General features: G+C 40.2%; 14 protein-coding genes, 2 tRNA genes and 2 riboswitches. Of the genes, 2 read left to right on the top strand and 14 right to left on the bottom strand.

Annotated elements, in window-relative coordinates; translation table 11 throughout:
• Positions 1-25: 25 nt before the first annotated feature.
• Positions 26-208, bottom strand: a riboswitch (cobalamin riboswitch).
• A 115-nt stretch (positions 209-323) separates the two neighbouring features.
• Positions 324-510, bottom strand: a riboswitch (cobalamin riboswitch).
• A gap of 409 nt (positions 511-919) precedes the next feature.
• The 3 genes from A33I_RS20845 to A33I_RS10390 form a co-directional block, all read right to left on the bottom strand.
• A complete protein-coding gene (locus A33I_RS20845) occupies positions 920-1,060 on the bottom strand; it encodes a hypothetical protein (protein ID WP_022628366.1) in 141 nt (46 codons plus the stop codon).
• Between the two features lie 97 nt (positions 1,061-1,157).
• Positions 1,158-1,230: transfer RNA gene (locus A33I_RS10385), tRNA-Val, on the bottom strand.
• Positions 1,231-1,331: 101 nt separating this feature from the next.
• Positions 1,332-2,837, bottom strand: a complete 1,506-nt coding sequence (locus A33I_RS10390) for an ATP-binding protein (protein ID WP_022628367.1) — start codon at positions 2,835-2,837, stop codon at positions 1,332-1,334.
• Positions 2,838-2,994: 157 nt separating this feature from the next.
• Between A33I_RS10390 and A33I_RS10395 the strand changes: the two genes are divergently transcribed.
• Complete coding sequence (locus tag A33I_RS10395) at positions 2,995-4,230, top strand: DNA polymerase IV (RefSeq protein ID WP_022628368.1); 1,236 nt, start codon at positions 2,995-2,997, stop codon at positions 4,228-4,230.
• Positions 4,227-4,583: a YolD-like family protein gene (locus tag A33I_RS10400; protein WP_022628369.1), complete on the top strand. Its 357-nt coding sequence runs from the start codon at positions 4,227-4,229 to the stop codon at positions 4,581-4,583. Before A33I_RS10395 ends, A33I_RS10400 begins: the two co-directional genes overlap by 4 nt.
• 51 nt (positions 4,584-4,634) lie before the next feature.
• Here A33I_RS10400 and A33I_RS10405 read toward each other — a convergent pair.
• From A33I_RS10405 to A33I_RS10455, 11 genes are all read right to left on the bottom strand, one after another.
• A tRNA-Arg gene (locus tag A33I_RS10405) sits at positions 4,635-4,709 on the bottom strand.
• 78 nt (positions 4,710-4,787) lie between these two features.
• Entirely contained in the window at positions 4,788-5,147 is a 360-nt protein-coding gene (locus A33I_RS10410) for a hypothetical protein (protein ID WP_022628370.1), read from the bottom strand.
• A gap of 161 nt (positions 5,148-5,308) precedes the next feature.
• A complete protein-coding gene (locus A33I_RS10415) occupies positions 5,309-5,734 on the bottom strand; it encodes a BrxA/BrxB family bacilliredoxin (protein ID WP_012959627.1) in 426 nt (141 codons plus the stop codon).
• A gap of 133 nt (positions 5,735-5,867) precedes the next feature.
• Positions 5,868-7,040: a metal ABC transporter solute-binding protein, Zn/Mn family gene (locus A33I_RS10420; RefSeq protein WP_022628371.1), complete on the bottom strand. Its 1,173-nt coding sequence runs from the start codon at positions 7,038-7,040 to the stop codon at positions 5,868-5,870.
• Between the two features lie 133 nt (positions 7,041-7,173).
• Positions 7,174-7,677, bottom strand: a complete 504-nt coding sequence (locus A33I_RS10425) for a hypothetical protein (protein WP_022628372.1) — start codon at positions 7,675-7,677, stop codon at positions 7,174-7,176.
• Positions 7,678-7,786: 109 nt separating this feature from the next.
• Positions 7,787-9,109 (bottom strand): dihydrolipoamide acetyltransferase family protein, encoded by a 1,323-nt coding sequence (locus A33I_RS10430; RefSeq protein WP_022628373.1) that lies wholly within the window; start codon positions 9,107-9,109, stop codon positions 7,787-7,789.
• 13 nt (positions 9,110-9,122) lie between these two features.
• Positions 9,123-10,106, bottom strand: a complete 984-nt coding sequence (locus tag A33I_RS10435) for an alpha-ketoacid dehydrogenase subunit beta (RefSeq protein WP_022628374.1) — start codon at positions 10,104-10,106, stop codon at positions 9,123-9,125.
• A gap of 15 nt (positions 10,107-10,121) precedes the next feature.
• Positions 10,122-11,114: a thiamine pyrophosphate-dependent dehydrogenase E1 component subunit alpha gene (locus A33I_RS10440; RefSeq protein ID WP_022628375.1), complete on the bottom strand. Its 993-nt coding sequence runs from the start codon at positions 11,112-11,114 to the stop codon at positions 10,122-10,124.
• Between the two features lie 27 nt (positions 11,115-11,141).
• Positions 11,142-12,563 (bottom strand): dihydrolipoyl dehydrogenase, encoded by a 1,422-nt coding sequence (gene lpdA / locus A33I_RS10445; RefSeq protein WP_022628376.1) that lies wholly within the window; start codon positions 12,561-12,563, stop codon positions 11,142-11,144.
• 61 nt (positions 12,564-12,624) lie between these two features.
• Complete coding sequence (gene bcd / locus A33I_RS10450; protein WP_022628377.1) at positions 12,625-13,719, bottom strand: branched-chain amino acid dehydrogenase; 1,095 nt, start codon at positions 13,717-13,719, stop codon at positions 12,625-12,627.
• Positions 13,720-13,893: 174 nt separating this feature from the next.
• Positions 13,894-15,942, bottom strand: coding sequence for a sigma-54 interaction domain-containing protein (locus A33I_RS10455; RefSeq protein WP_022628378.1), 2,049 nt, complete (start codon positions 15,940-15,942; stop codon positions 13,894-13,896).
• Between the last annotated feature and the right edge of the window lie 205 nt (positions 15,943-16,147).

The following is a 16,147-nucleotide window of genomic DNA, read 5'->3' on the forward strand; positions in this document are numbered from 1 at the left end:
TTCTCTACCTATAAACCCGTAGGTATTGAAGAAGAAAAACAAGGCAGGTCTCCTGACTTAGGTTCATCATTTCGTTGTGTCTTCCCGATTAATCAGTGACTTCATACAACGAAACTTCCCATTACAGTGGCGGGACCGTGACGGATTTACACCGTACTTCCCTTTTAAGCATAACGAGCTGTTATACACCTTGCTTTACATATAAAATTAACCACAAAAAAAACCGTAGCTTCATATTGGAAGATAGGTTAGTGGGCATGTCAAATATAGAGATTAATGATAGATCTCACATATGAACATCCCTCGTCCTCCCTCCGAAGACTGGATACAATGAATTAAAAGCAGGTTTCCTGGCTTGTGTTGTTCAGCTTACTCATGTCCCTTCCCAGATAGTATCTAGTGGCACGACATTTTCATCAACACATACAGTAGCGGGGGCTGCATCAGATTTCAACTGATTTCCCTATTATCCCGTAATTAATTAGGGGCACTTTTAATATATTGTCTATTAAACTATGTTTTAACAATAATAGCAACAATTATTTTACCAGTTGGTATATTCGGAAAAATCTATCTATTCCGCCGCGAAAATGCACTCTCATTTACGAGTGTTCTTTCAGAAGCATGAACTTGAGCTCGGCTAACGGATCAAGATAAGTAGTAACGCACTAGGTTGAGTCATAAGTATTTTAATTTAGGGGCTACGACCAATACAGAAGCGGTATATATATATTATACTCCTAAACTGTATATCTCTTTCTGCTGAGAGCTATCAAGTATTCCCGTGCTATCTGTACTCCAGGATCTCACTTCCCGCTCTAGTCTCCAGGTGGTCTACATATATTCATCCGCTGATGAGTCTTCATTCTTATTCTGTCTTAAACACTCAGCCTGATTTCTTAGATCGCATGAGCTACAATTACTCTTCGCTTCCTTCTTTAGGAATTTCATTTAAGATTGGTTTAACAGCAATTTCATAAGCTGCTGGCTCGTACTCGTACCCAGCACTCGCAACAAATGCTGCTGCCCCAAAGATATTTTTACCACTGTCGCAAATCACGAAAAATAATTTACTAGCTATGGGACTTTCGGAGCGAGAGATTCTAAATACAAAAAATCCTTATTCTGAATACAGAATAAGGATTTCAAAAAATGTATGACCCGTACTGGGCTCGAACCAGTGACCTCCACCCTGTCAAGGTGGCGCTCTCCCAACTGAGCTAACGGATCAAGATATGTAGTAACGACACTTATAACAATACGTTAAGATTAACATATTGTCAATCTTTTTTATAAAAATCTCTCATTTGGAAAATAGCAGAGCCTCAAATTTAATTAAGGCTCATCGTTTGTAAACCGGGGAGTTGAATACTCACCTCAGTTCCTTCCTCACATACACTAGTGATCGACATACTCCCTCCGTGATTTTCAATTACTTTATAACATACCATCAAGCCAATACCTGTCCCTTTACTTGAAATAGAATAGTAAGGTTCGCCTAGGCGAGCAAGGTCTTCTTGTGTCATTCCTATCCCGGTATCTTTAACGATAATATGAATTGTTTGATCGACCTTTTTTACTTTGATAGATAAATTACCTTCGTTATCCATTGCTTCGACCGCATTCTTTAGCAGATTGATAAATACTTGAGTTAATTGATGTGGTGCACAGAAGAGGTATGCCTCATCACAAAGCTGTAAGTCTATCGTAATATTCTTAAGCTGTATTTCTGTGTCGATGCTTGTTAAAGAATCCCTAATTACGTTTAAGAGATCCACCTTTTCCTCCTTGATTGCTCTTGGGCGAGCCACAAGAAGCAGCTCTTCTATAATATTATTTATTTGATTTAACTCATGCATCAGTACATCACGATAAGGTTCTAATTGGCTTTCCGTCAATTGAAAAAAGCCTTTTAAGGTCGTTAGCGGGTTTTTGATTTCATGAGCGATCCCCGCTGCAAGCTCACCTGCTAGGGCTAGCTTTTCTGATCTAATCAAGAGATCATCCCTATTCTTCATATCTGTTATATCACGGCTTATTACAACAAATGAAACCACCTCACCGCTTGATGATAAAATGGGCATCCCTTTTCCTTCAAAATATTTATAATGCCCGTTAGCATGCATTTTCCGATAAACCACAGCTTCACTTTCTTCTTTCGTTTCCACCATTTTTATTAAGGTTTCTTGAATTCTTTTATGATCATTTGGATGAATATAAGAAAGGACCGATTGCCCTGTAAGCTTTAAAGGATCATACCCTAATACTGGTAAATAAGAATGGGAGGCTAATAGGTAATTTCCCTCTTTATCCGTAAGACAGATAATGTCATACGAATTCTCTACAATCACCTTATATTTATCTTCTATGATGCTAGAAAGGCTATTCCAATAGCACGGGAGCCTTTTAGGTTTCGCTACTCCAATGTTTAATTTAGAGTCACCGTCTAGCTCGTCGTATTCTATTTTTTCAACCTCTATTTCTTCTATTTTCTCTTCTATATTAAGAAGAAAATATATTTCCTCTTCTGAACGAAAGATGATATTTGCTTCTAATGTAAAAGATTCAAGATACGCAGTAAATGTCCGCTGCCATTTAACTTCATTTGGTTTTATGTCTGTTGAACAGCTAGATAAATTGTCATACAAAATCTGTTTGAATTCAGGTAAATTCAATTGATACTCAGTTAAACATTGCGTTGCTGCCTCATTTATACACAGGATGTCCCATGTTTCAACTTTTTCTCTCCAACAACATAACAGTGTCGGAGCGTGTGATCGTCGAACCACTTTATAAAACACATTCAGGTTTATATTTCCTTCTAAGACGACTACCACATAAGTCCCCTCCCCTGCCATAAACATATATCTCTATAAAAAATAGAGTTCGACACTTATGTAGGAAACCCTTTTTCTCTCTAAAAATTTCCATTGTTTTTGAACGTTTGTTCGTATATACTAAAAGCAAACAAATGTTCTGTTAGGTGAGGGAGCTATGAAGAGAAGAGAAATATTGTTGATTGATATGGAATCTTTTTATGCATCAGTTGAAAAGGGCTTTCACCCTGAATCTAGAGGAGTTCCAACCGTTGTCTCAGGCGATCCTGAACGAAGAAGCGGAGTGATATTAGCAGCATGTCCGCTAGCAAAAAAATATGGAATAAAAACAGCCGAAAGATTGTGGGAAGCCAAGCGAAAATGCCCTCATCTTTATATTATAAAACCAAAAATGCAAACATACGTTGATGTTTCTACGCATATCACTACGATTTTACAGCGGTACAGTGATTTAGTTGAACCTTATTCCATTGATGAGCAGTTTGTTGATGTCACCTACACTTCGCATCTTTTTGGTTCCTTGCAATCACTCGCTGTACGGCTGCAAGAGGAGATAAAGTCTGAAACAGGTGTATTTGCTAGAATTGGCATCGGCGAGAATAAACTTCTGGCTAAAATGGCATGTGATCACTTTGCAAAAAAGAATAGTACTGGGCTTTTCACCATCTGGCATAAAGAGACATCTAATACTATTTGGCCTCTCCCCGTAGAAGCATTATTTGGGATCAGCGGCCGTATGAGGACTCACTTTAACAATATGGGGATAAGAACCATCGGACAATTGGCCACTACCCCCCTTGAGCGCTTAAAGATAAAGTGGGGTATTCCAGGACATGTGTTATGGGAGTCTGCAAATGGGTATGACTCATCGCCGGTTCATTTCAAATCATTGAGTGGAGAAAAAGCAATCGGCCATGCGATGACGCTCCCTCGCGATTACCAAGAATTGAGTGAGATAAAGGTCATCCTACTTGAATTATGTGAAGAGGTGGCGTTACGAGCGAGAGGTAAAAAGGTAATTGGTAACACATTAAAAGTATTTGCTAAAGGAGCAAGCTATGATCATCCGAGTTCGTTTTTACGACAAAAGCCGCTTTTAGAAGCTACAAATTATGGACTCGATTTATACGAAACAGCCGTACCATTGTTTAAAACATTTTGGGATGGCCAGCCAATTAGGCAGGTAGGTATAACCCTCACAAACCTATCTTCAGCTGCCGAAAAACAATTAAGCTTATTTGATCAAGGTTGGGAACAAAAAGAACGAATCGGGGCTGCGATGGACTCGATTCACTCACGGTTTGGTCCGGCTTCGCTTGTTCGTGCCTCTTCCTTAACAAGAGCAGGCCAAGTATTTGAGAGAGCAAAAAAGATTGGAGGACATTATAAATGAGACAACAAACAAAAGAAAGATTACAGCGAGGAAACCTTCTATGGGAGGGAAGTCGCTTTTTGCTTCCTGAACATAAAGAAGCGATTCTACCACTCTTCAAAGACAATCAGCCTAAAGAAAAACCTCTGATTGATGATCAAGCCATACATGAGATGGAGAGAGCTATAGGAGCAGGACTCAAAAGACATATCGAGTTATACTTTTCTTATTGGGAGAATGGCACATTTAAAACCATCGTAGGGGAGCCCATACGTATAGATCAGCTTCATAAACGATTATATATAAAAGATTCTTTTCACGAGACACACCTGCTAGACCTTACTAACCTAGTAGATGTCAGGTCAAACCACTAAAAAACCTCTACTAACGATCAGCTCGTTAATAGAGGTTGACTATGTACAAATTGGCGCGCCTAGCAGGATTCGAACCCACAACGCGAGAACCGGAATCTCGTGTGATATCCCTTTCACCATAGGCGCCGGTAAAACGACACTATTAAATGTAGCTTATATAAGGGGAAGTTGTCAAGCGTTTCCCCTTATATAAGTGCTTGCAGCTTAAGAGTTTGCTGGTGCGCCTTCTTCAAACATTGTGTTGAAACGCTCATTAATATCTTCTTCTGTATAACCAGCTTGTCCTAGGCGTGTTGCAAAGTTTTTAGCCCATAATTGCAGACGTTGTGCCATTTTTGTATATTTTTTTGCTTCAGTTCCTTTTGTTTCTTTCGCACGGCCCTCAGCATTAGACATTACATTTTCCACGATAAATAATGCTTTCCATAGTGTTTCCTCATCAAATTTCTCATGAGAATCACCTAATTCTTTAATAACCTTTTGGTAATAACTGTTGAACTCTTTAAAAGGGATTTCTTCTTCCATATTTAGATACACTTGAATTTGCTCGTATAATGATTGCATGTCATGCCAACTCCTTTTTCTATTCTGGCTTATTATAGCATATTTCTAAAACTGAAGCGAAGCTTGATTTAGCGTTCGAGCTTTATATAAACGTATTACAATTAAATACAGCTGAAGCATCTGCTGCAGCTGTATAAGGTGTTCTTATTAGCTTTAATCTATTACTTACAATGTTGGTCAAATGCTTTTTCTAGCTTTTGAACAACTTGGATCGGCTCATGCCCTTCAATCTCATGACGTTCTACCATCATTTGAATCTCCCCATCCTTTAATAAGGCAAAAGAAGGAGATGACGGAGCATATCCTTTAAAGTATTCACGTGCCTTCGCAGTAGCTTCTTTATCTTGACCAGCAAAGACCGTTACAAAACGATCTGGAGTTGTTTCGTAGTTTTTCATGTAAGCTGCAGCAGGGCGTGCAATTCCCCCGGCACAGCCGCATACAGAGTTCACCATAACGAGCGTTGTGCCTTCTTCTTTCATAATTGTATCTACGTCCTCAGGTGATTTTAATTCCTTATAACCTGCTTCAACCATTTCTTTACGAGCTGTTTCAACGACATCATTCATATAGAAATTAAATTGCATGAGTGTAACCCTCCAATAACATTGTTTCTTCTATTGTACCTGTTCCATTGTTAATGAACAACTGAAATCGCTCATGCAAGCAAGACAAAGGCTGATGAATAAAATCATCAGCCATAATCTAGTCTAATTCCAATTATTCAAGTGCCGTACGAAGCGATTCAATGTTCTTTCTCATTAAGCTGAAGTAATCTTCTTCATTTTCAACATCTTCAGCAACAAGCGCCTCTAGATTGTGGAGGTATAATGATTCAGCCCCCACTTCATCTTGAACGACCTCTGCCACTTTTGTAGAAATGTTCTGTTCATATAAAACATAATTCAACTCATATTCATTGGCAAAATTAATAATCTCTTGCAGTTGTCTTTGAGAAGGTTCGTTAGTAGGAGATAAGCCAGTTATGCCTACTTGATGCAACCCATATCTTTCCTCCCAGTAGCCGTAACCTGCATGAGAAACAAGGAAGGTATCTTTATTTGCTTCTTCAGCCATTTGTGTAAACTCTGCGTCTACTGCCTCAAGCTCCTCTTTTACCTCGTTAAAGTTCGCTGTGAAATAATCTTCCTGTTCCGGCATAAGCTCGATTAGTGTGGTCTTAATATTCTCTGCTAATGTCATAGATAGAACAGGATCTAACCAAACATGAGGATCTTCGTCGTGATCGTGAGCATGCTCGTGATCACGATCTTCTTCGTGCCCGTGCTCTTCATGCTCGTGATCATGATCTTCTTCGTGCCCTTGCTCTTCATGCTCGTGATCATGATCTTCCTCATGCCCGTGCTCCTCATGCTCGTGATCATGATCTTCCTCATGTCCGTGCTCTTCATGCTCGTGGTCATGGTCTTCCTCATGTCCGTGCTCTTCATGCTCGTGGTCATGGTCGCCATGTGAATGATCATGGTCATAATCAATTAAATCAATACCCTCCGAGGCTTGAACGATTGAAACGTTCTCTTCTCCGACTGTATTGATTAAAGCATCCACAAACCCTTCAAGGCCTGCTCCATTATAAATAAAGGCATCTCCTTCAGCCACTTCAATCATTTGCCGTGCGGTTGGTTCAAATGTATGAGCATCTGCTCCTACCGGTACCATATTATGAACTTCAACATACTCACCGCCGATTTTACGAGCAAAATCTTCTAGCGGAAAAATTGTCGTATAGATCTTTAAGGTTTCCTCCGTTACTTCAATTTCTTCATTTTCTTCTGATTCTCCAGACTCTTCTGCTTGATCCTGTCCCCCGCATGCTGCAAGAAACGTTGAAAGAACAAGTAATAGTGCAAACAAACTCGATTTTATCTTCATGACGTACCCCTTTCGTAACGATTACGTTTTATCACGATTATGAATTATATCGGAATTACTACGATTTGTAAAGGTTTCTCATTGATTTTACGATAAACTTAAAAAAGTAGCTGTGCACAGGCACAGCTATTTTTTAGTCAACTTGCGGTTCAGCAGTTGAAAGTGAATTCACTCGTTGTTGAAAGACTTTATTCAATTCCTCATAATGAGTAAAGATTTGCGGTAGAATGGTTGAAATCTTCTCTTCATCTCTCTCTTTAACTGCTTTCGTTAATTGTTTTTGTAAAAAGTGATGCTGCTCCTTCCATTCTTCTGATTTCACTTCTCCGTGAAGCAGCTCTCCACGCTTCTTAGCCTCGCTCAGTTTTTTCATAAGCAAATCTCTTTCTGTGCGAATCATTTTCCATTGTTCTGCAGATTCCGGAGCAAACTTCTCTGTTAAAAGCTCAAAATAGAAATCTTTATGCACTTTCATATACTTGTGAAAATCTTTATGCTTTGCGTGATCTTTGTAGCAGTCACACTCTTTTGTCTCTACCGCCTCTTCTGCACTTACGATGTTCGAGAGCGGCCCTTGTACTACGACAAATACGACAAGTAATTGCATGATGATAAATAAACCATGGATCTTCTTCATCAAACAACATCCTTTCTATAGTGATTAGTCGTAGTATGAGCTAATTAAAAGTAAACAATGTAAAAAAGCTAGAAAGAAGGAGTGAAGTCCTTCTTTCTAGCTTTTAGTATTAATAAATGGATGTTTTATCTTCAGTCATATTTTCTAGAATTTCTTTTACTCGAGCTAAGAATCTTCCGCATACAAGCCCGTCAAGAACTCGGTGGTCCAGCGATAAGCAGAGATTAACCATACTGCGGATCGCAATCATATCACCAGTAGGGCTCTCTACCACCACAGGACGCTTCACAATCGATTCAATCGACAGAATCGCTGCTTGAGGATGGTTAATAATCGGTGTTGATAAAACCGATCCAAATGAACCTGTATTATTTACTGTGAAGGTGCCTCCCTGCATATCCGCTCCAGATAACTTTCCTGTACGAACTTTCGTTGCAAGTTCTTGCACCTCACGGCCGATTCCTTTAATCGTTTTCTCATCAGCATGCTTGATAACCGGGACATAAAGCGCATCATCGGTTGCCACAGCGATGGAGATATTAACATCTTTTTTCTGGATGATTTTATCTCCTGCCCACATTGAGTTTAATTGCGGGAATTCCTTTAAAGCTTCAACTGTTGCTTTAATAAAGAACGGCAGGAATGTTAGGTTAAATCCTTCTTTTTGTTTAAATTCACCTTTTACACTGTTACGGAAATGCACAAGATTTGTGACATCCACTTCAACCATTGTCCAAGCATGAGGCGCTTCATGCTTACTTTTAACCATGTTCGCTGCGATCGCTTTACGAACTCCAGAAACAGGGATTTCCACATCACCAGCTGCTACAGGTATGTCCGCTTTATCAGCAGACGGCGCTTGATTAGCTGAAGGTGCCTGCACTCCTTTAGATTCCGTACCCTTACTTGTTTGTTTATTTTGTTCAGCTGCAACAGATGGCGCGGATTTTGGCTTGCTTGTCTGGCCTCCATTATCAATGACCTTTTGAATATCTTTTCGAGTAATTCTTCCGCCTTTACCACTGCCCTCAACTTGCGTTAAATCAATACCATGCTCTTGAGACATTTTTAGTACGGCAGGTGAATAACGAGCTTTTTGAGATGTATCTGCTTGTTCATTTGATGGCGCAGTTTCTGTGCCATCTGCTTTATCTGTTTCAACAGGAGCACTTGCTGTCTCCGAAGATTCCTCACCTTCGACTTCAATCGTACAAACAGCCACACCAACTTCAACAGTCTCATCTTCTGCGACTAGAAGTTCTTTAATAGTACCCGTAAAAGAAGACGGAACTTCAGCATTTACTTTATCTGTCATCACTTCTGCAAGTGGGTCGTATTTATTTACCTTGTCGCCTGGTTGAACGAGCCATTTACTAATCGTACCTTCTGTTACACTCTCACCAAGCTGCGGCATTGTAATTTCAGTAGCCATAGGATCCCTCCGATTAGAATTCTGCAAGCTCACGCATTGCTTTTTCAACTTTATCTGGGTTAATCATAAAGTATTTTTCCATTGTAGGTGCATAAGGCATTGCAGGTACATCTGGTCCTGCTAGACGCTGCACAGGTGCATCAAGATCAAATAAGCAATGTTCAGCGATAATAGCAGCTACCTCACCCATAATGCTGCCTTCTTTATTATCTTCTGTCACAAGCAGTACTTTACCTGTTTTACTAGCCGCTTCAATGATCGCTTCTTTATCAAGCGGATAGACTGTACGTAAATCAAGTACATGAGCTGAAATACCATCTTTCTCAAGACGTTCTGCCGCTTGAAGAGCAAAATGTACGGAAAGACCATATGTAATGACAGTAATGTCATCACCTTCACGCTTTACATCCGCTTTACCTATCGGCAGTGTGTAGTCCTCTTCTGGAACTTCACCTTTAATCAAACGGTATGCGCGTTTATGTTCAAAAAATAGAACTGGATCTTCATCACGAATGGCTGCTTTTAATAAACCTTTCACATCATATGGAGTAGAAGGCATAACAATTTTTAAGCCAGGAATACTTGCAAAAATAGCCTCCACAGATTGTGAATGATAAAGTGCACCATGTACGCCGCCGCCATAAGGGGCACGAATGGTAATTGGACAATTCCAGTCATTATTTGAGCGATAACGAATTTTGGCTGCTTCTGAAATGATTTGGTTGACTGCAGGCATGATAAAATCTGCAAACTGCATCTCTGCAACAGGTCTCATTCCATACATTGCCGCACCAATTCCTACACCAGCAATAGCTGACTCTGCAAGCGGTGTATCAATAACACGCTCTTCTCCAAACTTTTCATAAAGACCATTCGTTGCTCGGAATACCCCGCCGCGAGCACCAACATCCTCACCAAGTACAAATACTTTTTCATCGCGCTCCATCTCTTCTTTAAGCGCTAATGTTACAGCTTCGATATATGAAATAACTGCCATGAGAAATCCCCCCTTCTATTCTGCGTACACGTGCTTCATCGCACTCTCTGGATCAGCATACGGTGCGTTCTCCGCATACTCTGTCGCATCATTAACAATCTTAGCTATACGTTTTTCCATCTCTTCAAGTGATTGATCTGTTAAAAGACCCACTTCTCTTAAGTATTCAGCAAAAGTAATAATGGAGTCGAGCTTCTTCGCTTCTTCTACCTCTTCACGAGAGCGGTAAGCACGATCGTCATCATCACTAGAGTGAGGAGTTAGACGATAAGATACTGTCTCGATTAAAGAAGGACCTTCCCCTCTGCGTCCACGATCTGCAGCTTCTTTAACAGCCGCATACACAGCTAGTGGATCATTTCCGTCTACTGTTACACCAGGCATCCCATAACCAATGGCACGATCAGATACTTTTTCACATGCTAATTGCTTCTCAATTGGTACCGAGATGGCATATTTATTATTTTCACACATTAAGATAACCGGCAGCTTGTGTACTCCAGCGAAGTTTGCTCCTTCATGGAAATCTCCTTGGTTAGAAGACCCTTCACCAAACGTTGTAAAAGTAACAAAATCTTCCCCCTGCATTTTCCCTGCAAGTGCAATCCCAACAGCATGAGGGACTTGTGTTGTAACAGGAGATGAACCTGTAACAATACGGTTTTTCTTTTGACCAAAGTGACCTGGCATTTGACGGCCGCCAGAGTTTGGATCTTCTGCTTTTGCAAAACCTGAAAGCATCAAGTCCGTAGCTGTCATTCCAAAGGTTAATACTACCCCCATATCGCGGTAGTATGGCAGAATATAATCTTTCTCACGATCAAGCGCAAATGCAGCACCCACTTGTGCCGCCTCTTGTCCTTGACAAGAGATCACAAATGGAATTTTACCTGCTCGGTTTAATAACCACATACGCTCGTCAATTTTACGTGCTAGAAGCATTGTTTCATACATTTCTAACACCTTTTCATCAGAAAGCCCTAATGATTGATGACGATTATCAGCCATTGTATTTCCTCCTTTAAACGAAGTGAATTAAGAGTGTATTGCTTTGCCTTCTACTGCTAACGCTGCCTCTCCGATAACTTCTGAGAGAGTCGGGTGCGGGTGAATCGTATGAGCTACTTCAAAATGAGCAGCGTCAAGAACTTTTGCAAGTGCCGCTTCTGAAATCATATCTGTTACATGCGGTCCGATCATATGAACCCCAAGCACATCATCATTATCAGCATCTGCAATAATTTTTACAAAGCCATCTGTTTCACCAAATACAAGTGCTTTACCAATAGCTTTAAACGGGAATTGTCCAATTTTCACATTATGGCCGCGTTTTTTCGCTTCTTCCTCAGTGGTTCCGACACTTGCCATTTCTGGGTGGCTGTAAATACATTTTGATACCGTATCATAATCGATAGGGTCAGGATTTTTTCTTGCTATGTGATCAACTGCAATAATCCCTTCATGAGAAGCAACGTGAGCTAATTGCAAACCGCCGATGACATCTCCAATCGCGTAAATATGAGATTCTTTTGTTTGATAGAACTCATTTACTGATATAACCCCGTTTTCTACTTGAATATCGGTGTTTTCAAGGCCAATATCTTTTACATTTGCCGTACGGCCTACCGAAACAAGAAGTTTCTCGGCAGTAAAGGTTTCTTCTTTTCCATTAATATCCGCCTTAATGGAAACGCTATCACCTTTTTCAATCGTGTCCGCTATTACCTTTGCATTCGTTACAATGTTAATGCCTTTTTTCTTTAAGATCTTAGCTGCTTCCTTCGAAATATCTTTGTCTTCAGTAGGGAGAATCTGCGGTCCATATTCAATCACGGTTACGTCTACGCCAAAATCATGCAGCATTGACGCCCATTCAATCCCAATAACTCCGCCTCCAACAATCAGGATGGATGCAGGAAGAGTTTCAAGCTGCAGAGCCTCATCAGAAGTAAGGACATGGGTGCCATCTACTTCAAGCCCTGGCAGTGTCCGTGGAGATGAGCCTGTAGCAACAATGACGTTTTGAGGGATCAGCATCATATTTTCATCACCATTTGCCATTTCAACTGAGATGGTTCCTGGTGTAGGAGAGAAAATAGAAGGACCTAAAATACGGCCTGTTCCTTCAAAGACATCGATTTTCCCTTTTTTCATGAGATGTTGTACACCTCGGTGCAATTGATCTACAATACTTTCTTTACGCTTTTGGACTTTTGTGAAATCAAGAGATACTTCCCCTGTCTGTACACCAAAATCATCAGCGCGTTTAGCTGTCTCAAATACCTCGGCACTTCTAAGCAGCGCCTTACTCGGGATACATCCTTTATGTAAGCAAGTGCCTCCAAGCTTTTCCTTTTCTACAACTGCTACTTTTAAGCCATGCTGAGCAGCACGGATGGCGGCTACATAGCCGCCAGTCCCTGCACCTAGTATGACAAGATCATATTCTTCAGCCATCCTATTCACTCCTTTATTTCAGGTAAATCTTTTCATTTAAATCATTTTCAAGTAAAGAAGTTTATCTGCGAGAAATAATGCTGTGACCGTTTTGCAGGAATTGACGGCGAGAGCGACGCATGCGTTCAATTCTTTCTTCAGCCATGCGGTCAGCTGCTTTATAAGTTGGCAGATGATCACGTTTAGCAATCTCAAATACTTTTGCTACATTATCATAAATTCCTTCAACTTTTTTCATTGCACGATCACGGTTATACCCATTTAATTCATCGGCAACATTAATTACACCGCCAGCATTAATCACATAGTCTGGTGCATAAGCAATACCCATTTCATGAATTAAGTTTCCATGACGCTCTTCTTTCAATTGATTATTAGCTGCCCCAGCAATCACTTTTGCTCTTAACTGTGGAATCGTTTGATCATTGATGATCGCACCTAGAGCACAGGGAGCGAAAATATCACAATCTACCCCGTAAATATCATTTACATCTACTGCCTTAGCACCAAAATCGTTTACAGCACGCTCTACAGATTCTTTATGGATATCGGTTACAATCAGGTTCGCACCTTCTTCGTGCAAGTGTCTGCATAGATTATAAGATACGTTTCCTACACCTTGCACAGCTACCGTTTTCCCTGCTAAATCATCTGTACCAAATGCTTCCTTAGCAGCTGCCTTCATCCCCACATATACTCCGTATGCAGTCACTGGTGATGGGTTTCCTGATGAACCAAAAGCAGGAGAAATACCTGTTACATAATCTGTCTCATCATGAATAATATCCATATCTTGAACAGTTGTTCCAACATCTTCAGCCGTAATGTAGCGACCATTTAACCCTTGAATATAACGGCCAAATGCACGGAACATTTCTTCGTTCTTATCTTTACGAGGATCTCCGATAATAACTGTCTTACCGCCGCCTAAATTTAATCCTGCAGCTGCATTTTTATAGGTCATTCCACGCGCTAATCGAAGAGCATCTTCAAAAGCATCTGCTTCCGTGTCATACATCCACATTCTTGTTCCACCCAAAGCTGGTCCAAGAGTCGTATCATGAATAGCGATAATAGCTTTTAGGCCTGATAATTTATCTTGACATACAACCACTTGTTCGTAGTCGTGAAATTCCATATCTTTAAAAAGTTCCATCTTACATCCTCCTCAAATACAAATAAACTCATTTGTTCATGCTACTTACTAGTATTGCAAAAACTGTGCCAACCTAACACAGCCTTTTTTAAGTTGTTTTTTCTGTTATTCGTTCCATTTCTAACAAACAACCATGCAAATTTTATCATACCCTGCAAATAATTGCATGCAAATTTAGTCAATGTCCATTTTATCAAGCTTATAATAAAGTGAGCGAATCGAGATATTTAGTCGTTTGGCAGCGGCCGTTTTATTACCAGCACACTCCTCAATTGATTTCATAATCACACTGCGCTCATATTCCTCCATCAGCTCTTGTAATGTTTTATGTTCATCTCTTAGATCAGGTTGATTAGTAGAGATCTGCGGCGTTTCATCTGTTAGAATCGGCAGATGCTGTTTCGTTATTTTTGTAGATCCCGCTTCCATATAGATCATCGCACGAGCCAGCACATTTTCTAATTCCCGGACATTCCCGGGCCAATGATACGTTTTTAAATAATTAAGTGCATCTTCTGTCAGGCCATGGACGTAACGGCCATAGTCTTCGTTCAGCTTTGTTAGTAAATGCTTGGCTAATTGAGATAAATCATTAATTCTTTCTCTTAACGGCGGTATGTAGATAGGCATTTTATTGAGTCTGTAATATAAATCTTCACGAAATTCTTTTTCTACAATGGCACGCTCAAGGTGTACGTTTGTAGCTGCAATTACCCTGACATCAATAGAGGTGGCTTTGGTACCGCCCACCCTGACAATCTCTTTTTCCTGCAGTACACGAAGAAGTTTCGCTTGCATATTGCTTGATAATTCTCCAATTTCATCTAAGAAAATACTTCCCTGCTCAGCCTCTTCAAACAATCCTTTTTTTCCGCCTCTGCGTGCGCCTGAAAATGCTCCTTCTTCATAGCCAAACAATTCACTTTCAAGCAACGTTTCAGAGAGTGCCGCACAATTTACTCGTATAAACGGATAATGCCTCCGATTACTTTCATTATGTATCGCATGTGCAAATAATTCTTTACCAGTACCCGATTCCCCTCTGAGGAGAATGGTAACGGGTGTAGAAGCCGCAATTTTCGCTTGCTCAATCGCCACTTGCATTTCTTGGGAGGAGCCGACAATTTCTTCAAACGAATATTTCGCTTTTAATGATTCTAACAGCCGCTTTGCTTGTTTTAATTCCTTATTTAGCGACTTGATTTCTGATACGTCATGGAGCACTCCTACACTCCCTTTGATCTGTCCATCGACGATTACCGGAGCGACATTAACAATAACATCACGCTTACTCGGACCTACTTTTAGAGGTACACCGCGCACTGCTTTGCGTGTTTCCAATACTCTTAAATGCATACTCTCGCCCTCTGAAATATCTGCTGTTGCGGGCTGATTAATGACTTCTTCTTTTTTGAGACCGGTCAGCCTTGAATAGGCTGGATTAATCATAATCCCGTTCCCATGCTCATCAACCACAGAGATCGCATCATCAGAAGAATGGATAATCGCTTCAAGCATCGTTTGTATGCTCTTTAAATTTGTTACTTGTTCAGCCATTTCAACAATTTCTGTAACATCTTTAAAGATAGCTAATCCGCCAATGCATTTATCCTCTTCAAACATTGGCACACGTGTGGTTAAAATTGTGGTCCCATTCTCAAAATGCTGCTTTTTATTATGTTCTTCCTTTTTCGTTTGTATCACTCTAGGGAGTCCGCTGTTTGGAAGCACTTCTTGAATATGGACCCCTATTGCATCCTCTGATTTAATTCCTGACATTTTTGATGCCGCTTTATTAAAAAACAATACTTGTGATTCAGCATTTACGGCAATCATCCCGTCATGGGTAGAATTAAGAATCGTTTCTTGAATAGAAGAATGCTGATTAAGCTTCTGAATAAGAAAGTCCTTTTCTTCAATTAACGTAAAAAATAATCGAGCAATCCGAGAAGGAACAATTGTAGTCCCTTCTTTTATATGAGCTTGAAGCGACTCTAACACATCCTTGCGTCCTGTCGCTTCGAACACAATGTCTATATCTTCTGTATAATACTTTTTCCAATTAGAGCTTGTTTTAATGTGATGTCTTTTGGCGAGTTCTATTCCTTTTGCCTTAAGATCTACATCTATGACTGCTTGAACTTCTATATGTTCCATGTCTAAGAGCATTTGCAAAAGAGCTGTCCCCCCTATACCTGCCCCTATAAGAAGTACATTTTTCATAAAATCCCTCCAGTCTCAAAAGGGTTCTCCCCCTATTCCCCTTCAAATAAAACGCTTTCTCTACTATCCACTATTACGTAAATTTAGTGAACATGCAACCTTCATCATGTACAAGGTTCCGATTTTCCGTTACTATTAAGATGAATATGAGCGAACAAGATCACTCGTTAACGTTTGATATGCAGGCTATGATAATTGTAGAGAT

Origin of the sequence: Alkalihalophilus marmarensis DSM 21297, from assembly GCF_000474275.2 — a bacterium.
Lineage (GTDB): Bacteria > Bacillota > Bacilli > Bacillales > Bacillaceae_D > Alkalihalophilus > Alkalihalophilus marmarensis.

Coding starts and splice junctions, on each gene's coding strand:
- A33I_RS10395 (WP_022628368.1), top strand. CDS start 2,995: ATGAAGAGAAGAGAAATATTGTTGATTGATATGGAATCTTTTTATGCA.
- A33I_RS10400 (WP_022628369.1), top strand. CDS start 4,227: ATGAGACAACAAACAAAAGAAAGATTACAGCGAGGAAACCTTCTATGG.
- A33I_RS10410 (WP_022628370.1), bottom strand. CDS start 5,147: ATGCAATCATTATACGAGCAAATTCAAGTGTATCTAAATATGGAAGAA.
- A33I_RS10415 (WP_012959627.1), bottom strand. CDS start 5,734: ATGCAATTTAATTTCTATATGAATGATGTCGTTGAAACAGCTCGTAAA.
- A33I_RS10420 (WP_022628371.1), bottom strand. CDS start 7,040: ATGAAGATAAAATCGAGTTTGTTTGCACTATTACTTGTTCTTTCAACG.
- A33I_RS10425 (WP_022628372.1), bottom strand. CDS start 7,677: ATGAAGAAGATCCATGGTTTATTTATCATCATGCAATTACTTGTCGTA.
- A33I_RS10430 (WP_022628373.1), bottom strand. CDS start 9,109: ATGGCTACTGAAATTACAATGCCGCAGCTTGGTGAGAGTGTAACAGAA.
- A33I_RS10435 (WP_022628374.1), bottom strand. CDS start 10,106: ATGGCAGTTATTTCATATATCGAAGCTGTAACATTAGCGCTTAAAGAA.
- A33I_RS10440 (WP_022628375.1), bottom strand. CDS start 11,114: ATGGCTGATAATCGTCATCAATCATTAGGGCTTTCTGATGAAAAGGTG.
- lpdA (WP_022628376.1), bottom strand. CDS start 12,563: ATGGCTGAAGAATATGATCTTGTCATACTAGGTGCAGGGACTGGCGGC.
- bcd (WP_022628377.1), bottom strand. CDS start 13,719: ATGGAACTTTTTAAAGATATGGAATTTCACGACTACGAACAAGTGGTT.
- A33I_RS10455 (WP_022628378.1), bottom strand. CDS start 15,942: ATGAAAAATGTACTTCTTATAGGGGCAGGTATAGGGGGGACAGCTCTT.